Source organism: Streptomyces sp. NPDC088097 (genome assembly GCF_044741845.1).
In the GTDB taxonomy this organism is placed as follows: domain Bacteria; phylum Actinomycetota; class Actinomycetes; order Streptomycetales; family Streptomycetaceae; genus Streptomyces.
In genome coordinates this window covers 12,633-31,308 of sequence record NZ_JBIUTJ010000024.1, presented here as the reverse complement: position 1 = coordinate 31,308, position 18,676 = coordinate 12,633, and the positions used below count along the sequence as shown (strand labels likewise).

The window sequence follows — 18,676 nt, the reverse complement described above, 5'->3', positions numbered from 1 at the left end:
GCAACGCCAACGGCACCCTGCTGAAGGTCGAGAAGGGCCACGCCGAGCCCGAGGAACTGGCCGCGATCACCGCGATCCTCCTCGCCCGCGCCGCCGCCACCCCCGAGGCCGTCGCCACCGCCCCCTCCACGGCCGGCTGGCGCCGGCTGGAACGCAGCCGCGGCTTCCAAGCCCCGCACAGCTGGCGTTGACGTTCCTGCCACCGCCGGATCACGGGCGGGAACGGCTCCCGCGCAGGGAAGGACCGTGCATGAGCCGACAGCCGCCCCGACAACGAGGACGGCCAGCCCTCGCCTGCCTTCAAGGACATCGCCGGCCGCGGCCACACCTACGAGGGCAAGATCATAGAACTCCGAGGGTGCGACCGGAACGACTTGGTGACCTGCGGCTGCTCAGGACAGGGGGGTCGGCCTGCGGGGCGGCGGAACGGCCCGGAGCAGCTCCCACAAGGGGCGTGAGCCGGATGCCCATTCTCCGAGGGTGTGGCGGTCGATGACGTGGAGGCGCTGCTGCTTCGCGAAGGACACGGCCGGGGCGGTCACCCGGCCGTTCGTCACGATCACCGCGATGTCGGCGCCGTGGACCTGGCGGGCCGTGCCGTTGAGTACCTGGAGGTCAGGGGTGCCCACGGCGGACCCGGCGAGGCCGTTGCGCCTGTGTTTGCACTGAATGACCCAGCGCCTCCCGTAGGGGTCGGTGGCCTTCACATCCGCTCCCAGGTCTCCGCCGCCTCCGACACGCTCCGCGTTCTGGCAGCCGTCACGGCGCATCAGGTCGCGCACCGCGTCCTCGAACCGGGAGTGGTGCAAGGCATCCAGCTGGGCCAGCCCGTACCGCAATCCCTGCGCACGGACCGCTTCCCACCGCGTCTTCTGCCGCTGCTGGTAGATCCAGCCGCCGCCGGCCAGCCCCGCAAGCACGCCGATGACGGCCAAGACCCACCAGTGGGTCAGCAGCCAGTTGACGAGCGCCACCACCAAGGCGACGGCCACGGCCCCGACCACGAGGATCCCGATCAGCCGGTCCTCCGCGCGCTGTCGCCGCTTGCCCGGCCTTCGAGTGCGGCGGCGCGCAGGCGGGCGCCCGGTCGAGGTCCGGCCCTTGCGGGCGCGGGGGCTCATTGGGTGCCCTGCGTGATGCTGCTCGCGAGCTGGCCCAGGACGTTCAGGATTCCCTGGCCGACCGGGGTGGGAGCGAGCACGACCCCCAGTGCCAGGACGATGACCACGGTCATCTTCTCGTCGAAGCGGCTACGGGAGTGCGTGGTGCGACGCAGCCGGATAAAAACGATGACTGCGAGCAGCACCGCCACGTTGATGGTCAGCAACCGTCAGACCTCCCCCACCGGCCATCACCACGCAGGGTAGGCAGCACGCTACCCGCAGCCTCTTGTCTAGCCGGACGTCGGTGATGTTGGAGGCGGGTTGCCCGGTAATGGCACAAAGACGTCGAACCTGGCCGAATACCGCGCCCCGCACTACGGCCTGCGTTGCGCCACAGGTACGGGCCTTCGAAATGACGCGACCGAAGTGGGCCCATCGGGCAGAGTCGTAGATCGCGGACCGTGGTGCGGACGTCACTGGCGCGGGGTGGGAATCGGCAGTGCGCAGTGGGCTCGCTCAAGGCGTCGTTCACTCAAGCGCGCCTGGCCGCCGACAACTGAACGTTGCCGGCTGCGGAGGGTCAGTCGCCCCCGCAACTCGACCCGCAGCCGGAGCCGCAGCCGGAGCCGCAGCCGCCACCGCCGTGCCGGTTGCCGGAGTTGCCTCCGCGCCCTGGCGTCGACGAGCCGCGGGGTCGGTTCTTGCGGCGCGCCTCCGCCCGGCGCTGGGCCTCTTGGTGGCGCTCCGCCGCCTCCTGGCCCTCGCGGAGCCGCTCGCGACGGCGGGCAGGGCCGTCCGCCGGTTCCCACGGGCCCATCCCGTGGCGGCGATCCGGGCGGAGCGGGGCAGTGGTCACGGTCGCGTATATCCGCCCCATCTCCTGGCGGTAGTCGTATTCCGCACAGGCGTATTCGAGGACGACTTCGTCGCCCTCCGCGAGGGTGCCGTACAGGACCGCTTCGAAGGGCTCGTGCCGAGGGTCGATGTCGTGGTGCCCGTTGCCCGCGGCGTACGCCGAGCCGCTACCCAGAAGCCGGGTCCTGGCGCTGGTGTCCCTCTTGCGGGGAACGTACGCGATCAGGGGCGCTGCCGAGCGGGTGCGGGCGTCCGCGCACACCCAGTGGCGTCCGTCCGCCCCGGCGCGCACGCCGACGATCAGGGCCGGCTGGCGCTCCCCGTGCAAGCGCCGGGCCGCCCGGTAGGCGAGCCGGCCCCGGCCGTAGCAGGTCGTACCGGCCACAAGGAGCACCAGGCCGACGCGCTGTTGCCCGACGGCGTCGTAGGCATCGCCGTACGCGGTCGGCTCCCCGAACACACCGTCGGCGAGGATGGCCGCGGCGACCAGGCAGAGCGCCAGCCCGAGGTAGACCTGCCGGTGTCCGCGGTGGCCGTCCGATTCCGGGGTGCGCTCAGGCAGAGGGAAACGGCGCTCCTGTGCAGCGGTCAGGGCCAAGGCCCGCTGTCGGCGCCGGGCCCGCAGTCGCAGACAGCCTCCTGTGAACGCGATGGCACAGGCGGCGAGGACGACCAGCCACCCGGCCCTCGCCGGATGGTCCACGTCGTCGGGCCGGGCCAGAGTCAGAACTGGTTCCACGGCGACCAACACAGCCGCTGGTATGGCCGCGACCGGAACGTACCGGTACCAGAGCGGCAGGGCGGTCAGCAGGATCAGGCCCGGATACCTCAGCCAGTCCGTCCCCTCCCCGGGGCCACTGTGCCAGGCGGCGGACGCGGACGAGAGCCCGAACAGCAGGACGCAAGCCGCTGCCACCAGGGCGGCCAGGATCCAGCCGCCCATGTTCGGGGCGAGAACGGTCGGGACCGCCGCCTTCCGCCAACGTTCGGCGTCGTCCACCGCCCAGGTGGCGACGCGGCGTCCGGACGTGGACCGGGAGGCGGCGCCGTCCCGGGTCACGGACCAGGCGCCGACACCGTCCTCGGGCAGAGTTCCGGTCGGCAGATGCTTGATGTGATACACCGTCACCGAACCACCGCCCCGCGCCCCCGTGTGTCCATCGCGTACGCCCCCTACGTCGGCTCCCCATGCCTTCCCTGTCAGTCTGCCCGCCACGTTGCTCCGCTTCACCTCGACAACGCTTTCCTGCCAAACAATCGGCGTGTGTCCTCAGCTGAACTGCGCAGGACAGCGGCATGTGGGTGCCGAACACCGGATCCGGGTGCACGTGCACCACCTGCACGCCGCCAGACGCGGCGAGAACCCACACCGGGGCGGCCGATCCGATGGCTCAACAGTGGGGCGCAGGTCAACACCGTGAAGAGCGCGTACACCGCTGCGCTGGGCGAGGAGAGCGTTCCACGCACGCACATCATGTCGCCGGTGCGCGGCGCACTGGTCGGGTGATCCGAGTCCGCCCGCTCAAGGTCGGCCAAGACGCGCTCACCGGGATCGCGGAGCTCGTGAACAGTCGTCTCGGGAGCACGAGCCGTTCGGTGAGGCCGTGCGTCGAGGGGCGCACGGCCCTTGCCGTTGACCGGGTTGCCTCCGATACTCACGCCGCCCGTGCTGCCGCACGCGTGCCCCTCCCGTATCCGGAGCTTCCATGCAGCGCAGAACCCTGCTCTCGTCCGCCCTCGCCGCGATCCCGACCCTGCCGCTTGTGACCGCGTCCGCGTCGGCCGCGGCCTCGTCCCCCGAACCTGCCCCCGCCACCTCCGCCGCGCCGGCGGGCCGCGGGCCGGTGATCCTCGACGCCGACATGGGCGAGCTGAACGACGACGCCGTCACCATGTTCATGCTGGCCAAGGCCCCGGGCGTGGAGCTGCTCGGGGTGACCGTGGTCAGCGGGAACACCTGGGTCGAGGAGGGGACGGCCTACGCCCTGCGTCAGCTGGAGCTGATTGGACGCGCTGACGTTCCGGTGGTGGCAGGGGCGGGCGAACCCCTGATGCCGGGGCGTCAGGAACGGCTGGCCGCCGAGAACATCCTCTACGGGAAGGTGCCCTGGGGCGGGGCCTTCGACTCCGCCCGCCCGCCCGCTTACGACCGGCTCGCGCGTCCTCCGTACGGCGGGTACCCGCGCACCCGGCCGAGCGGGAGCGCCGCGGTGGACTTCATCGTCGAGCAGGTGAAGCGGCGCCCGCACGAGATCACCTTCTTCGCTTGCGGGCCGGCCACGAACCTCGCGCTGGCCGTGCGCAGCCACCCCGAGATCGTGCCGCTGTTCAAGGAGATCGTCTACATGGGCGGGGCCTTCGACAAGCCCGGGAACATCACGCCCGCCGCCGAGTTCAACTGGTGGTTCGACCCCGAGTCCGCGCGGATCGCGGTCCGTACGCCGTTCGCCAAGCAAACCGTCCTCCCCGATGACGCGGCGGTGGGGGTGAAGTACACCAAGGCGCGGTACGAGGCCATCGTGGCCGGAGCAACCACCCCGGTGAAGAAGATCTTCCGGGATCTGCACGGACCGCTCTTCGCCGAGGACCCGGGGCGTTCCAGCTTCGTCTGGGACGCGCTGACCGCCGCGGTGTTCCTGGATCCGCGGATCGCGGTGCGGCCGCGGGAGCGGTACGTGGACGTCGACGCGGCGTTCGGGCCCGACTACGGGCGGGCGCTGGGCTACGGGCTGGACGAGTTCTCCGCACCCCGCAATCCGGCGGGCACCTGCCGGGCCACGGTGGTGACGGAAGTCGACGCGGAGCGCTTCTGGCGGCTGTACACCTCCTTGCTCCGTCGTCCCTGAAACGTGTCAACGGATCCGGTCCGGGGTCTTGCGGTTGCCGGGGTTGCTTCCCATACTCCGCGTGCAACACGAGTTGCCAACTCGAATTGGCACTTCGAGCAGGCTGCTTCCCGCACCGCTACCGGGGGTCTACGGCATGGCAACACGGCAGGACGTGGCACGTCTCGCGGGCACTTCGCCCTCGGTCGTCAGCTACGTGCTCAACAACGGGCCCCGGTCGGTGGCGCCCGCCACTCGGGAGCGGGTACTGGCCGCGGTGAAGGAACTGCAGTACCGGCCGAACGCGGTGGCCCGGTCGCTGCGGATGAGCCACACGATGACGCTGGGGCTGGTCGTCCCGGACGCGGCCAACCCCTTCTTCGCAGAGCTGGCCCGCGCCCTGGAGGACCACGCCTGGGCAGCCGGGTACACGCTGCTCGTCGGCAACACGGTCGACGACCCGGGCCGGGAGGCGGGGTACATCCGTACCTTCGTCGACCGGCAGGTGGACGGGCTGGTGCTGATCCCTTCCCAGGGGGACCGGCCGTGGCGGGCCGAGCTGGCCCGCTCGGGGGTGCCCAGCATCGTCTTCGACCGGGAGCTCACCGGGGTCGCGGCCTCGCACGTCGTCGTCGACAACACCCTCGGCGCGCGGCTGGCCACCGAGCACCTGCTCGCGCACGGCCGCCGCCGGGTGGGCTGCATCGCGGGCCCGCTGGGCATCCACCCCACGGTGGACCGGGTGGTGGGCTGGCGGACCGCGTTGGAAGGGGCCGGGTTCAAGGCCGGTACGGGCTCGGGCGGATCCACCGGCTGGGAGGCCTGCCCGGACGCGGCGCCGCTGCTGCACGGTCAGTTCGGGCGGCTGGACGGCTACCGGTCGGGGCGGGCGCTGCTCTCCCGCGACCGGTCCGTGGACGGGCTGTTCGTGACCTCGGACGAGCAGGCGTTCGGGGTGCTGCGGGCCGCCACGGAACTGGGGATCCGGGTCCCGGAGGACCTGGCCCTGGTCTCGTTCGACGGGATCGCGGCGGGCGCGTACACCTGCCCGGCGCTGTCCACCATGCGCCAGCCCTTCGAGGAGCTGGCGCGTACGGCCGTACAGCGTCTGCTGGGCCGGATGAAGGAACCGGACCTGCCACCGACCCGGGATGTGCTGCCGGTGACGCTGCTGGCCCGGGGGTCCTGCGGTTGCCCGGATCCGGCGGGCGGCGAGGTCCTCGAAGAGCGGGAGGAGACGGACGACGTGATCGATTCGGACCACACAAGGGGAGTTCGGCACGGATGAGTGAGCGACTGGTTGTGATCGGCAGTCTCAACATGGACCTGTCGGTCACCGTGCCCAGGCTGCCGCGGCCGGGCGAGACGGTATCGGGCGCCGACGTGGTGCGCGGCGCGGGCGGAAAGGGGGCCAATCAGGCGGTCGCCGCCGCCCGGCTGGGCGCCGACGTGCGGATGGTGGGGCTGCTCGGCGACGACACCCTCGGCGCCGAACTGCGCGCCCGGCTCGTCGCGGAGGGGGTCTGCGACAAGGGAGTGTCCCCGCTGCCGGGGGTGGCCAGCGGGCTCGCGCTGATCGTGGTGCAGGCCGACGGGGAGAACACCATCACCCTCTCTCCCGGCGCCAACCGGCACTTGGACGTTGCCGCCCTGGAGGGGCTCACGGCGGGCGGTCCGATCGGGCCCGCCGATACGGTCCTGCTCCAGCTGGAGGTGCCGGTGGACACGGTGCTCGCGGCCGCCCGGGCGGCGCGCGGCGCGGGGGCGCTGACCGTGCTGAACGCGGCTCCGCTGCCGAACCGCCCGCTGCCGGGGGAACTACTGGCCGAGGTCGACGTGCTGGTGGTCAACGAGAGCGAGGCGGCCGGGCTGCTGGCCACGACAGCCGCGACCGGGGTCGCCGGCTGGGCCGCGCACGCCGAGCGGATGCGGGCGCTCGGGCCCGGCACGGTCGTCATCACGCTGGGGGCCGCGGGCGCCGTCGCCGCCGGGCCCGGGGGGCCGGTCGTCGTACCCGCCTTCCCCGCCGACGCCGTGGACACGGTGGGCGCGGGCGACGCCTTCTGCGCCCAGCTCGCGCTGTCGCTGGGTTCCGGCGAGCCGCTCGCCGCGGCGGTACGCCGGGCCTGCGCGGCCGGGGCGCTGGCCACGACCCGGCGCGGGGCGCAGGACGCGCTGCCGACCCGGGCCGAAGTGGACTGCGTACTGGGTGGCGCGGCGCACACGGAGCTGGAGACCGGACATGCGCGCTGACGGACTGTGGCATCCGCGGCTGCTGCACCTGGTGGCCGCGCTCGGGCACGGAGACCTGCTGGTGGTCGCGGATCCGGGGCTGCCGGTGCCGCCGGGGGTGGAGACCGTCGACCTGGTGTGGCGGCGCGGGGATCCGCCCTTCGGGCCGGTGCTGGGCGCGGTCCTGGCCGAACTGGTGGCGGAGCACGCCACCGTGGCCGCGGAGGCTGCCGATCCGGGCCTGCTCGCCGCTTTCGCCGAGCACTTGGAGGGGCTCGCGGTGGACCGGGTCCCGCACGACGCGCTCAAGGAACTCACCGCCCGCGCGCGGGTCGTCGTACGGACCGGTGAGAGCACCCCGTACGCCAACGTCGTGCTCCGCGCGGGCGTCCCCTTCTGAACCGCTCACCTCACCCACCTCCCCTCCCCCACTCACCTCACCCACCTCATGAACCAGGGAGACCGTTGTGACCAGTAACCGGAATAGATCACTCCTGATCGCTGCCTCCAGCCTGCTGCTGCTCGGTGGCACCCTCACGGCCTGCGGCCAGGAAGGCGGTATGGAGGCCAACCCGGCCGGCGGTGGCGCCAAGGGCGGCCGGCCCACGGTGTGCCTGGTGATGAAGTCCCTCGGCAACGAGTACTTCCAGGCCATGCAGAAGGGAGCCGAGGCGCACGTCAAGCAGCGCGGTGACCTCGACCTCAAGGCGAGCGGCATCCAGAACGAGACCGACATCGACGGGCAGGTCGCCGCCATCAACGGCTGCATCACCGACCAGGCCGCGGCGATCGTGGTGGCCCCGGCCGATTCGCGCGCCTTGGTCGCGCCGCTCGGACGGGCCGCCAAGGCGGGCATCAAGGTGATCAACATCGACGTGAAACTCGACGACGGCGCGCTGAAGGCCGCCGGGCTCGACATCCCCTTCGTCGGCCCCGACAACACCGAGGGCGCGCGGCTCTCCGGCGAAGCCCTGGGCAAGGCGTTGGGCAAGGGCGGCAAGGTGGTCATCCTGGAGGGCAACCCCGGAGCCGCCAACGCACAGCAACGCAAGGCCGGTTTCGAGGCGGCGGCAAAGGCTGCCGGGCTGGAGGTGGTCGACTCCAAGACCGCGCACTGGGAGACCGACGAGGCCTACACGGTGACCGGCAACTGGCTCACCTCGCACCCCGACGTCCAGGGGATCCTCGCGTCGAACGACTCGATGGCGCTGGGCGCGGTCAAGGCGGTCCAGGGCAAGCCCGGAAGCAAGATCAAGATCGTGTCCTTCGACAACATCGAGGCGATCCGCCCCTACGTGAAGGACGGCACGGTGCTCGCCACCGTCGACCAGTACGGCGGGGAGCAGGCGGCCGACGGCATCGACGAGGCGATGAAGGCCGTCAAGGGCGAGCAGCCGCAGGCCTGGGTCAAGACCAAGCTCACGGTCGTCACCGCGGCCGACCTCGGGTGACGCGATGACCTCCCCAGAGGCGCTCCCCGACGTCGTGTTCGAGGCGTCCGGCATCGTCAAGCGCTTCCCCGGGGTCGTCGCCCTCGATGGCGTGGAGCTGGAACTCCGCGCCGGTGAGGTGCACGCCCTGCTCGGCGAGAACGGCGCCGGAAAGTCCACCCTGGTCCGCATCCTGGCCGGGATCCAGGCCGCAGACGCGGGCACCATGCGGCTCGCGGGCCGCCCGTACGCCCCCGGCGACACGGCGGCCGCGATGCGCGCCGGGGTCCAGGTCGTGCACCAGGAACTGAACCTGCTGCCGAACCTGTCGGTCGCCGAGAACCTCTTCTTCAGCCAACTGCCGCGCCGGTTCGGCTTCGTGGACCGCCGCACCCTGCACCGGCGGGCGGCCGGGCTCCTCGCCGAGGTGGGCCTCGACGTCCCACCGGGCATGAAGGCGGGGCAGCTCGGCATCGCCCAGATGCAGCTGCTGGAGATCGCCCGCACCCTGTGGCAGGACTGCCGGGTGCTGGTCATGGACGAGCCGACCGCGACCCTGACACCGCGCGAGACCGAGCGGCTGTTCACCCTGCTGCGCAGGCTCACCGCGCGCGGCACGGCCGTCCTGTACATCTCCCACCACTTGGAGGAGATCTTCGAGATCGGTAACCGGATGACCGTCTTCCGCAACGGCGGGCACGTGGTCACCAAGGAACTCGCCGGCACCGACACCGCCGAGGTCATCCGCCTGATGGTGGGGCGGGACATGGAACGCGAGTACCCGCCGTACACCGCGCGCGAACCCGGCCCCGAGTTGCTGCGCGCCGAGGGGCTGCGGCCCGCCGGGGGCGCCCCGCTGTCCTTCGCCCTGCGCGCCGGGGAGGTGGTCGGCATCGCCGGACTGGTCGGATCCGGGCGGACGGAAGCGGTCCGGGCCCTGTTCGGGGCCGACCGGGCCGAGGGCGGCCGGGTGTGGGTGCGCGGCGAGGAGGTCCGTATCCGCTCCCCCCGGGACGCGGTTCGCCACGGCATCAGCCTGCTCACCGAGGACCGCAAGGGGCAGGGCCTGGTTTTGGACATGCCGCTCGCCGCCAACGTCACCCTCGCCGCGATCCGTACGGTCTCGCGCGGCGGGCTGCTGCGCCGCACCGAGGAGGAGCGACTCGCCCGCGCAACGGTGGAGTCCCTCGCCGTGCGCACGCCCGGGGTGCGCACGGCGGTGCGCACCCTGTCCGGCGGCAATCAGCAGAAGGCGGTGCTCGGCCGCTGGCTGCTGGCCGGTACGGACGTACTGATCGTCGACGAGCCCACGCGCGGGATCGACGTGGGGGCCCGCTACGAGATCCACCAGCAGCTCACCGGTCTCGCGGAGCAGGGCAAAGCGCTGCTCGTGGTCTCCTCCGATCTGCCCGAGCTACTGGGGATCTGCGACCGGATCCTGGTGTTCTCGCGGGGCGCGCTCGCGGGCGAGGTGGCCCGCGCGGACTTCGACGGTTCCCGGATCCTCGCCCTGGCCTACTCCGGCTACTCGTCGGCCTCCGCGCCCGCGCCCGACCTGGCCTCCGCGCCCCACATGGCCTCCGCGCCCGAAGCCGCCGGCACGACAACCTCCGCCTACGACACCCGTGCGAAGAATGGTGACCAGCCGTGACCTCCGTACCACCCGTGACCTCCCAGCCGCCCGTGACCTCCGCACCGCTCACGGCCGCCCGCAAGCCCGCCGGGTCCTCGCTCGTGCGGCAGGTGATGGGCGAGGCGGGCATCGGCATCGCGCTGCTCGCGCTGGTGGCCGTCTTCGCCCTGAGCGCGCCGAAGTTCGCCACCTCCGCGAACCTGACGAACATCGCGACCGAGATCACCCTCAACACGATGCTCGCGGTCGGCATGACCTTCGTGATCCTCGTCGGCGGCATCGACCTGTCGGTGGGCGCCGTGATGGCGCTGTCCGCGGTAGTGGCCGGCGAGGTGCTGACCGCCGACGGACTCCCGGCGGCCGCGGCGGTAGCCCTGGCCGTCCTGGTGGCCGCCGCGGTCGGCATGCTGTGCGGGCTGATCAACGGGTTCGTATCGGAGCGGTGGCGCGTACCGTCCTTCATCGTCACCCTCGGGATGCTCAACATGGCGCGAGGCGCGGCCCTGCAGTACACCAACGCCAAGACCCTGTACGACTTCCCGCCCGGCTTCACCCGCTTCGGGACCTCGACCCTGCTGGGCGTGCCCGCGCTGTTCTGGATCGCGCTGCTGATGGTGGCGGTGGGCCATCTGGTGCTGACCCGGACGGTGTTCGGGCGGCTGGTCTTCGCGATCGGCGGGAACGAGGAGGCCGTACGGCTCTCCGGGCACCGCACGGGGGTGGTCAAGGTGGCCGTCTTCGTCATCGCCGGATTCGCGGTGGGCATCGCGGCCGTCACCTACATGGCACGGCTGTCGATCGCCAGCCCGATCATCGGCGGCGGGTACGAGCTGAGCGCGATCGCGGCCGTGGTGATCGGCGGCGCCTCGCTGGCCGGCGGCAAGGGGTCGATGGTGGGGACGCTGCTGGGGGCCTGCCTGCTGGGCGTGCTCACCAACGGGCTGCTGCTGATGGGGGTCTCCGATTTCCAGCGGCAGATCATCACCGGCGGGGTCATCGTGGTCGCGGTGGTCGTGGACCACTACCGGGGACGGCTGGCGGCGCGGCTGACCCCGCTCGGGTGAGTCCGCTCGGCTGACCCCGCTCGGCTGACCCCGCTCGGGTGAATCCGCTCGGGTGAGTCCGCTGTCAACGGCTTGAAGGGCGACGGCCTCGATGCGCTTGACCGGGCTCGTCGTTTTCGAGCGGCGGCTGGTCGACCCGCTACCCGCCCTGGTCCGTGCCTCGGTAACCAAGCGGCACGGGACCGTGCGCCCTGGAAGGATGATGTTCGGCTCCTGCTCACTCACCCCAAAAACCTGCGGCCCAAGGACACCCCGCTCCTGACAACCCTCACCACCGCACGCCCCGAAGAGACCGCGACCGACACCCAGGCCCCGGTACCGGACCAGGACCTGGGCCTAAGGGCTGTCCCGTAATCCGTGGTGGATCAGCGCGCGGCGTCGGATGCGGTGCATCGCAAGGCGGAGGGACGCCCGAATACTGGACGTATTCGGGCGTCCCGACAACGCGGCGAGGTGCCGTAGCCGGCGCCGCACGCCCACCAGGGATTACGGGACAGCCCTTAAACCTGGACCTGGACAATCCGCGTGGACGACGATTGACCTCGGGCTTCGTTCAGCAGATACGTCGGTCCGAGAGTGACCACCGCGTCCCGGCGGCCGCAGAGGACTCCGACGATCTCCGCCCCGGAAGGGTACCGGCCGTCGGCTGAGGGGCGAGTTCCTACCGTTTCGTGAGCAGGCTTGAGGTGGCGTCCTATCGGCGGAAGTGGGCGTGGTGTTCGTACAGGAAGGCGTCGAGGGTCCGGGGCGGGCGGCCGAGGATGTCACTGACGGTGGTGGTGGGGGCTTCGGGTCGGGTGATGGCGAGTTGCTGGATCTCCGTCACGTGGTCGGCGAGCCAGGTGGGCATGTGGGCGTTGTGGATGAGGTGGTCGCGCAGTTCGTCCGGGGTGAGGTGAACGTAGCGGATCTGGTTACCGGTCAGGGTGGTCAGTCGTGAGGCGAGAGCGGGGTAGGAGACGGCTTCGGGTCCGGTCAGGGTGTAGGCGCCGCCGGCGATGTCGGGCCTGGTGAGGGCGGCCGCGGCGACGTCGCCGATGTCGCGGCAGTCGATGTGGTTGCAGGGCGCGTCGCCCGTCGTGCCGAGGATGACGCCCTGGGCGACGGTGGGGGCCAGGCGCAGGAGGTTCTGCGTGAACGCGTAGGGGCGCAGGATGGTGTGGGTGAGGCCGCTGGCACGCAGGTGTTCCTCGATGGCGTGGTGTCCGCGGGAGATGGCGACCGGGGAGTCGGGTTCGGCGGCGGGTGCGGAGACCTTGACGATGTGTCCGATGCCGGCGAGGGCGGCCATGTCTATGACGCGCGTTTCGAGTTCGACCTGCGCGGGGCTGTTGGCCATGGCGAGGAAGAGTTGGCCGGCGCCCTTGAAGGCGGTGCGCAGCGAGTGGGGGTCAGTGGCGTCGGCGTACTGAACCTCGACGGGCGGTTGGTGTGCGCCGGTTATGCCGGGGATCGGCCGGTGCGGGGTGCGGGTCAGTGCGCGGACGGGGGTGCCGAGTGCGAGGAGGCTGTGGAGCAGGGCGTTCCCGGTTGCTCCGGTCGCTCCCATGACGACGATCATCGTGTGCTCATTCCTTGGTGACTCCCCGGCGGCGGGTGCTGCCGGGGTGGGCCCGGTCGGGCTTGGGCTCGTGGGGCGGGTGGGCCAGGCGCCGGAGTCGGCTATGCCGGGAATGCTGAGATGGTGTTGCGCCAGCGCAGGGTGACGATGGTGGTGGCGAGGACTGCGGAGACGGGCAGGTCGATGCGCAGGCGCTCCAGCCACGGGGTGGCGGGGATGGGGGTGTGGGCGGGTAGCCATTGGGCGACGAACCATCCCAGCAGGGCCGCCGTCCCGGCGGCGGTGATGACGAGTGCGACGGTCAGGGCGATGCGCGGCGTGGTGGTGGTCCACCGTCGGGGCTGCCCGCCGTGCCGCAGCCAGGTGCCGACCAGGAACGCCACCACGGCGGAGGTGCCGGCGATGGAGGTGCAGGCGGCCACGGCCAGATCCTGCTGCCCTGTGACGACTCCGGCGGAACCGGCCATCAGTGCGGGGGCGGCGTAAGCGGTCAGTACCTCGCGCCACAGGGTGAACGGCCGGGATGGCCGGGGGGTTGCCTGGTTTCGGCTGGTTCTGTCCTTCGTTGCGGGCATGCCGGCCTCTTTCTCGTTCGTATGCGGAGCGAAGGGTGGTTGTTGCGGGAGGCGTCAGGCCCGCGCCGGAATGTAATTAGGCAGCTAACTACTGCCTCGAAAAAAGGGGCCCTACCCGGAAGGCGGGGCCAAACCAGATGAGAGCCGGGTCAGTCGGCGACCAGGGCCGCACTGCCGCGCACGACGCGGGCGAGCAGATCCAGGAACACCGTACGTTCCTCTACGGAAAGCCCACCCACCATCGCCTCAAGCCGCTCGAAATGCTCGGACGCCATGTCACGCAGGCGCTGCGCCCCGCGCGCGGTCAGGACGGCCACCGTACCCCGGCCGTCCTCCGTGGACGGCCGGCGGGCGATCAGACCCTCGCGCTCAAGACCGTCCAGCAGACCGGTGACCGTGGCCCTTGAGACACCGAGGTCGACCGCAAGACGCGAGGGGGACTTCTCCCCGCCATGGTCTTCGAGGTCGGCGAGCAGGCGGTAGCGCCCCGTCGACAGCCCGAACCTGGCGAAGTGCGCCTCGGCCGCCCGGCCGACCCGCGCGCCCGCCGCGATCAGCCGCACCGCGACCAGCACCGCCTGCGGATCCACCTCCAGTCCGTAGTGCTCGACCTGCCGCCTGGCCTGGTCCAGCGTGGGCGCCTCGCCATCGATGCCATCCCTCGTCATGCAGATAATATGGCGGCTAATCACTTGGGCTGTCAAGGCAGCGACCATCCGGTACCGAACAGCGGTGCTGCTTCCATTGCCGCCGTTCGCTTTCACCTCGGCCTCGATCACTGCGGCATGTCGCGTCGACGAGCCGGCCCACCCGGGCTGCCGAGGTCGCCGCGATCGAGACCACTCTGACCGCGGCCGCCCAGAAGCGGGAGGCCATGCGCGACCGTGTGGCCCAGCCGCCCACCGTCCACCTCGGCATGCCCGACATCCGCAGCAGCGTTGGTCGCGTCCCTTCGGAGCTGTGACGGATACTGCCGCGCAAGCACGCTGGTCCGCGATGACACAGCTGCCTTACCGGGTCTCTGTCGACACGGGTTTGAGGAAGAAGAGGCACTGCTTCGCGTTGAATTCGCCCACCTCGGCGACGAAGCGGAACGTATCGCCCGCGCGGACGGTGGCGGAGGTGTTCCGGCCGGTCAGCTTCAGGTCGAGGAGGTTGACGTCCTCGTACTTGAAGGCCGGCCCGATCCCGGTCTTCGGTCCCTGGTCGCCCGAGCCAAGGAGGAAGTCATAGCGGGTGTCGTCGCCACCGTGGGGCGCCATGTGCACGATCGAACCGTCGAAGGCGACCGTCTTGCCCTTGTACTTGGTCGCGAAGTCCGAGTTCGCGCTGTCACAATAGTCCGGCGTCTTCAGGAGCGCCGCGAACTCCGGGTTGTTCTGCGGCGTGATCACCTCAGCGGCAGCCGACCCGGCCGCGGCCGGAGTCGACGTGGCGGAGGGTTCCGCGCTCGCAGTGGCCACCGTCTGCTTGTTCGACTCGCCCTTCTTCTCGCCTCCCTCCTCGAGCGCCGCGGCCACGCCGATGACGATGACCAAGAGCACGAGGCTGCCGACCGCGGCGCCGATCAAGAAACGCGGCAGGGGCTTCTTCGGCCGGCGGAAGTCGAGGGTGGATCGCAGCATGCCCTGGGCCTGTTCCACGATCTCCCAGCCGTCCTTCTGCATCTTCGAGATCACCAAGCCGTCGGTGCCGCGAACTGTCTGCACGGTCTTGTACTCGTACTTGATCTCGTCGGCCATGCGGCTCCGCGCCCCCTCAATGAACTTTTCATACCAACTGCCTCGCGAGCATAGGGGACTTCGCGAGGAACTCGGCATCACCGACGTCACCTCGGCCCTGAGCTCACGATTCGGACCAAGGAGCACTCGGACAGCAGGTCAGCGACCCCTCGAAGGAGTGTGAACGGTCCGCTGCGGGAACGGCATATGGCTGGGCTCCGGAGCCCCCATTTCGGGCCCCGGCCGCACGCTGGTGGGCGCTCGGAGGCATCGGCACCCTGGAAGCCGACTGGACGGCCGGCCAGCTCGGACGCGCGGTCGCTCTCTATGTAGCCGCCGGCCACCTCACCCGGGCGCGGGTCGGCGTCGATTGTGGCCAGCGGCGTGCTGACGACGGCGTTGAAGGCCTCGCACAGCTCGCGGACGGTGATGCCTTTGCCCGTACCCAAGTTAATCGCGGTCGACCGCTCGGTGTCCGTGAGGATGGAGTCGAAGCGCTGAATCGCCACAACGTGGGCTGCGGCGAGGTCCCAGACGTGCACGTGGTCCAGGATGCCGGCGCCGTCCCGCGTCGGGTAGTTCGTCCCGGTGATCGGGAACGGCCGGCCGGCCTTCCTCGTGGGCCTGGATGAGCACGCCGAGAGCGCGGCTGGGGCGCTTGAGCTGGAGGCCGGTGCGCAGCTTGGGGTCGGCGCCGACCGGGCTGAAGTACCGCAGCGACAGCACACGCGGCCCGGCCACCGCGATGTCGGCGAGCATCTCTTCGCACACGACTTGGTCCGCGCGTAGGGGCTTTGCGGCGCGCGCGGCGAGCCCTCGTTGACGGAAGAGCCGTTCTCCGCCTGGTAGATGGAGGCCGAGGAGCTGAAAACCACGAGGTCGCAGCCGTTGCGGTGCGGGTGTCTGACGAAGGACAGGCTCTTTCTGGCGTTCGCCTCGTAGTAGCCGATCGGGTCCGCGACGCACTCCGCGACCCACTCCGGGACGACGATCAGGGCGGCGCACGCACAGGAGGTTGCTCGTGCGGTCGGACACTTCGCGGAGCAGCCTCTCGGCACTGGTAGCCCAGGCCGACTACGGGCCGCTGAACCCCCTGACCCGCACGACAAGGTAAACCTCAAGCAGATCCGAGCCCACTGGGACGACCTCCTGCGCGTGGCCGGCTCCGTGCACTCGGGCAGATGACGACGACGGCCGGGAGGAGTGAGCGCCGCTCCCGTCATCCTGGACGGGTCGTTGTGCTCCGGGAAGACCACCGCCGACCGGCGGCTACGGTTGGGCCGCGGACACCGCTGTTGGCGCTTCCCCGAGTCGACTCAAAGGTGCGGCTTCCGGTGCGGCACTCCCCCACACGCGTTCGAATCAGCCGATGGAAGAGATGCCGCCCTCGCGAGCGTCGAGCAGCTCGTCCCAGTGCTCGGTCGCCCATCGGCACGCGGCGGCCATCGGCTCCAGCATGCTGCGGCCGAGCGGTGTCAGCGCGTACTCCACCCGCAGTTTCGGGTCGGCGTGCACCGTGCGTGACACGAACCCGTTCCGCTCCAGGCCGCGGAGCGACTGTGTGAGCGACTTCGGGGTGACGCGGCCCAGTGGCACGCGGAGTTCGGAGTATCTGCGCGGGCCGTCTTCCAGACAGCGGAGGACCATGGGTGCCCATTTGTCACCGAAGCGGAAAGGCAGCAGCGAGGACGGGCACAGCTCGTCGAACAAGTCGGGTGGCAGCGGCGGCAGCGGCGGCCGTTGTGTCATCGAGGGTCTCCCGTCTCCGGTCTTGGTATCCATCTGGTGACCGACCTTCTGGATACCTTCCGGAGCGTCGACTCAACGGCAGGTATTCCGGTGACGGGCAGGATCGTGGTTGTCGGGGCGGATTGCCGCCCGCATGCTCGACAACCTCACCGATCCGCACCCGTCCTCCTCTGGCCGAAAAGCAGCCGGCTTGCCGGCTTGCACCTCATCAGAGGAACGAGCGTCCAATGAACACCACATTTCGACCCATAAAGGTAAGGCAGGACATCATGCGTGCAGCCCGCTTCCATGAGTACGGCGGAACGGAGAGCCTGGTCATCGAGCAGGCCCCCGAGCCCCATGCCGGCGTTGGTGAGATACGTGTCCGTGTCGCGGCGGCCAGCGTCAACCCCATCGACTGGAAGCTGCGCGCCGGCTCACTGCGCCAACTGCTTCCTCTGGAGCTGCCCGCCATTCCCGGGCGCGACGCCGCCGGCGTGGTCGACGAAATTGGTGACGGGGCAGAGGGGGTGCGCATCGGCGACCGCGTCTTCGGGCTGGGTGATGTCACCGGCGCAACCGCAGAGCTGGTCATCCTCTCGGCCTGGGCCCACGCCCCAGCCGAGTGGAACAACGAACAGGCCGCGGGCGCCGGGCTCGCGGCCGTGACCGCGATGCGTGGCCTGAACGCGCTCGGCTCCCTGGCGGGACGCACCCTTCTCATCGAGGGCGCCGCCGGAGGCGTGGGCAGCGCGGCAGTCCAGATTGCTGTGGCACAAGGTGCCACCGTGATCGGGACAGCCGGCGAACGCAACCACGAGTTCCTCACCTCTCTCGGCGCCGTTCCCACCACCTACGGCCCCGGCCTCACACAGCGTCTCTCCGCTCTCGCTCCACACGGCGTCGACATCGCGCTCGACACCGCGGCCTCCGGATCCCTGGACGACCTCGTCTCGATCACGGGCGACCCAACGCGCGTCGCGACGGTCGCCGACCATGCAGGCGGGCAGCGCCTGGGCACGCATGTGGTCAACGCGGAGAACGACTCCACCCTCCTGTCCGCAGCCGCAGAACTGGGCCGGCAAGGCCGCTACACACCCCATATCGAACAGACCTACCCCCTGGAGCGGATCGCCGACGCCCACGCGCACGCCGAGCGCGGACGCACACGCGGCAAGATCGTGATCTGCATCTGAAGCTGGGGCACGGGACAGCTGCGCCGGCCCGCCAAGCGATCGTCTTGGCGGGCCGCGCATCCACGGCAGCGGCGCTATCAACCGGGCCGTCGCCGTTGGGGTCGGGGTGTTCGTAGGAGTAAAGGATGCCGATCACCTCGGCCAGGACGGGCGCCGCTGACTGCTGTGGTCCGCGAACGGTTTGGCCGGGCTCCAACCGTCGCGACTCGTGAACACCGCCCGCCATAGGCTCTCGTCGTTCTTGGCTTGTTTCGCGTTGTCCGTCGCATTCGCTCCTCACGCGTCGCCACTGCCGCCCGCACATCGGGGCCCGCCGCCCCGGCATTCGGTCCGGACAGTGCTGTGACGATCACCACTGACGTCACACAGTGTTGCCCATCGGCTATCCAAGGTGATCGCCTCGGGTGGAACCCTGACAGGAAGCAGTCAGACACACTGCGGCCGATTTATCGGCCGGCAGCCAGGATGGCGTGAGACGTCCGTACCACCCGAACCGGTGACGGCTGGTACCTCGACCCCCGCACCAAGACCTGACCGGCCGTCCCGCCCCCGAACCCCGGAGCCGGGCCGATCGCCTGCGCTAGAAGCGCATGATCATCGGCTTGGCGTTCACCGCTGTACCGCTATGCCTACCGACGTCAATTGCATCGGATGCGAGTGGGCCACACCCGCCCTGGAGGCTGGCCCCGGACCACAGAGATGTGGTCCCACCAAGCCTGCTGAGCTGCGAAGATGACCCCTGGTCGCATCTGA

The 18,676-nt window shown here is 70.6% G+C and carries 18 protein-coding genes; 9 read left to right on the top strand and 9 right to left on the bottom strand.

What is annotated here, in order from left to right; genetic code table 11:
* The first annotated feature begins 17 nt into the window (after positions 1 to 17).
* On the top strand, positions 18 to 191 hold the full coding sequence (locus ACIOD1_RS34330) for an acyl-CoA carboxylase subunit epsilon (protein WP_401907049.1): 174 nt from the start codon (positions 18 to 20) through the stop codon (positions 189 to 191).
* Between the two features lie 201 nt (positions 192 to 392).
* Here ACIOD1_RS34330 and ACIOD1_RS34325 read toward each other — a convergent pair whose 3' ends face one another.
* The 3 genes from ACIOD1_RS34325 to ACIOD1_RS34315 all read right to left on the bottom strand — a co-directional run bounded on the left by ACIOD1_RS34325 (position 393) and on the right by ACIOD1_RS34315 (position 3,087).
* Positions 393 to 1,121 (bottom strand): restriction endonuclease, encoded by a 729-nt coding sequence (locus tag ACIOD1_RS34325; RefSeq protein ID WP_401907041.1) that lies wholly within the window; start codon positions 1,119 to 1,121, stop codon positions 393 to 395.
* Complete coding sequence (locus ACIOD1_RS34320; protein ID WP_365630174.1) at positions 1,118 to 1,327, bottom strand: hypothetical protein; 210 nt, start codon at positions 1,325 to 1,327, stop codon at positions 1,118 to 1,120. Before ACIOD1_RS34320 ends, ACIOD1_RS34325 begins: the two co-directional genes overlap by 4 nt.
* A gap of 356 nt (positions 1,328 to 1,683) precedes the next feature.
* Positions 1,684 to 3,087, bottom strand: a complete 1,404-nt coding sequence (locus ACIOD1_RS34315) for a hypothetical protein (RefSeq protein WP_401907039.1) — start codon at positions 3,085 to 3,087, stop codon at positions 1,684 to 1,686.
* A 577-nt stretch (positions 3,088 to 3,664) separates the two neighbouring features.
* Here ACIOD1_RS34315 and ACIOD1_RS34310 point away from each other — a divergent pair.
* The 7 genes from ACIOD1_RS34310 to ACIOD1_RS34280 all read left to right on the top strand — a co-directional run bounded on the left by ACIOD1_RS34310 (position 3,665) and on the right by ACIOD1_RS34280 (position 11,142).
* Positions 3,665 to 4,804 (top strand): nucleoside hydrolase, encoded by a 1,140-nt coding sequence (locus tag ACIOD1_RS34310; RefSeq protein WP_365630168.1) that lies wholly within the window; start codon positions 3,665 to 3,667, stop codon positions 4,802 to 4,804.
* 136 nt (positions 4,805 to 4,940) lie between these two features.
* Complete coding sequence (locus ACIOD1_RS34305; RefSeq protein WP_365630165.1) at positions 4,941 to 6,071, top strand: LacI family DNA-binding transcriptional regulator; 1,131 nt, start codon at positions 4,941 to 4,943, stop codon at positions 6,069 to 6,071.
* Entirely contained in the window at positions 6,068 to 7,036 is a 969-nt protein-coding gene (locus ACIOD1_RS34300) for a ribokinase (protein ID WP_401907036.1), read from the top strand. Before ACIOD1_RS34305 ends, ACIOD1_RS34300 begins: the two co-directional genes overlap by 4 nt.
* A complete protein-coding gene (gene rbsD / locus ACIOD1_RS34295) occupies positions 7,026 to 7,415 on the top strand; it encodes a D-ribose pyranase (protein ID WP_267760837.1) in 390 nt (129 codons plus the stop codon). Before ACIOD1_RS34300 ends, rbsD begins: the two co-directional genes overlap by 11 nt.
* A 67-nt stretch (positions 7,416 to 7,482) precedes the next feature.
* Positions 7,483 to 8,466, top strand: a complete 984-nt coding sequence (locus tag ACIOD1_RS34290) for a sugar ABC transporter substrate-binding protein (RefSeq protein ID WP_401907035.1) — start codon at positions 7,483 to 7,485, stop codon at positions 8,464 to 8,466.
* Between the two features lie 4 nt (positions 8,467 to 8,470).
* Positions 8,471 to 10,096, top strand: a complete 1,626-nt coding sequence (locus tag ACIOD1_RS34285; RefSeq protein ID WP_401907033.1) for a sugar ABC transporter ATP-binding protein — start codon at positions 8,471 to 8,473, stop codon at positions 10,094 to 10,096.
* A complete protein-coding gene (locus ACIOD1_RS34280) occupies positions 10,093 to 11,142 on the top strand; it encodes an ABC transporter permease (protein ID WP_401907031.1) in 1,050 nt (349 codons plus the stop codon). The genes ACIOD1_RS34285 and ACIOD1_RS34280 overlap by 4 nt, the downstream gene beginning before the upstream one ends.
* Before the next feature lie 694 nt (positions 11,143 to 11,836).
* Here the strand turns inward: ACIOD1_RS34280 and ACIOD1_RS34275 are convergent.
* The 6 genes from ACIOD1_RS34275 to ACIOD1_RS34250 all read right to left on the bottom strand — a co-directional run bounded on the left by ACIOD1_RS34275 (position 11,837) and on the right by ACIOD1_RS34250 (position 16,781).
* Positions 11,837 to 12,703, bottom strand: coding sequence for an NmrA family NAD(P)-binding protein (locus tag ACIOD1_RS34275; RefSeq protein WP_401907029.1), 867 nt, complete (start codon positions 12,701 to 12,703; stop codon positions 11,837 to 11,839).
* 101 nt (positions 12,704 to 12,804) lie between these two features.
* Entirely contained in the window at positions 12,805 to 13,278 is a 474-nt protein-coding gene (locus tag ACIOD1_RS34270; RefSeq protein WP_365630146.1) for a hypothetical protein, read from the bottom strand.
* 149 nt (positions 13,279 to 13,427) lie between these two features.
* Positions 13,428 to 13,946: a MarR family winged helix-turn-helix transcriptional regulator gene (locus ACIOD1_RS34265; protein ID WP_401907047.1), complete on the bottom strand. Its 519-nt coding sequence runs from the start codon at positions 13,944 to 13,946 to the stop codon at positions 13,428 to 13,430.
* Positions 13,947 to 14,288: 342 nt separating this feature from the next.
* Positions 14,289 to 15,020, bottom strand: a complete 732-nt coding sequence (locus tag ACIOD1_RS34260; RefSeq protein WP_401907027.1) for a DUF4839 domain-containing protein — start codon at positions 15,018 to 15,020, stop codon at positions 14,289 to 14,291.
* Positions 15,021 to 15,106: 86 nt separating this feature from the next.
* On the bottom strand, positions 15,107 to 16,222 hold the full coding sequence (locus tag ACIOD1_RS34255) for an NAD-dependent epimerase/dehydratase family protein (protein ID WP_401907045.1): 1,116 nt from the start codon (positions 16,220 to 16,222) through the stop codon (positions 15,107 to 15,109).
* Between the two features lie 139 nt (positions 16,223 to 16,361).
* Positions 16,362 to 16,781, bottom strand: a complete 420-nt coding sequence (locus tag ACIOD1_RS34250; protein WP_401907025.1) for a winged helix-turn-helix transcriptional regulator — start codon at positions 16,779 to 16,781, stop codon at positions 16,362 to 16,364.
* Between the two features lie 236 nt (positions 16,782 to 17,017).
* On the opposite strand from ACIOD1_RS34250, the gene ACIOD1_RS34245 reads away from it, so the two are divergent.
* On the top strand, positions 17,018 to 17,923 hold the full coding sequence (locus ACIOD1_RS34245) for an NADP-dependent oxidoreductase (RefSeq protein ID WP_401907043.1): 906 nt from the start codon (positions 17,018 to 17,020) through the stop codon (positions 17,921 to 17,923).
* The last annotated feature ends 753 nt before the right edge of the window (positions 17,924 to 18,676 follow it).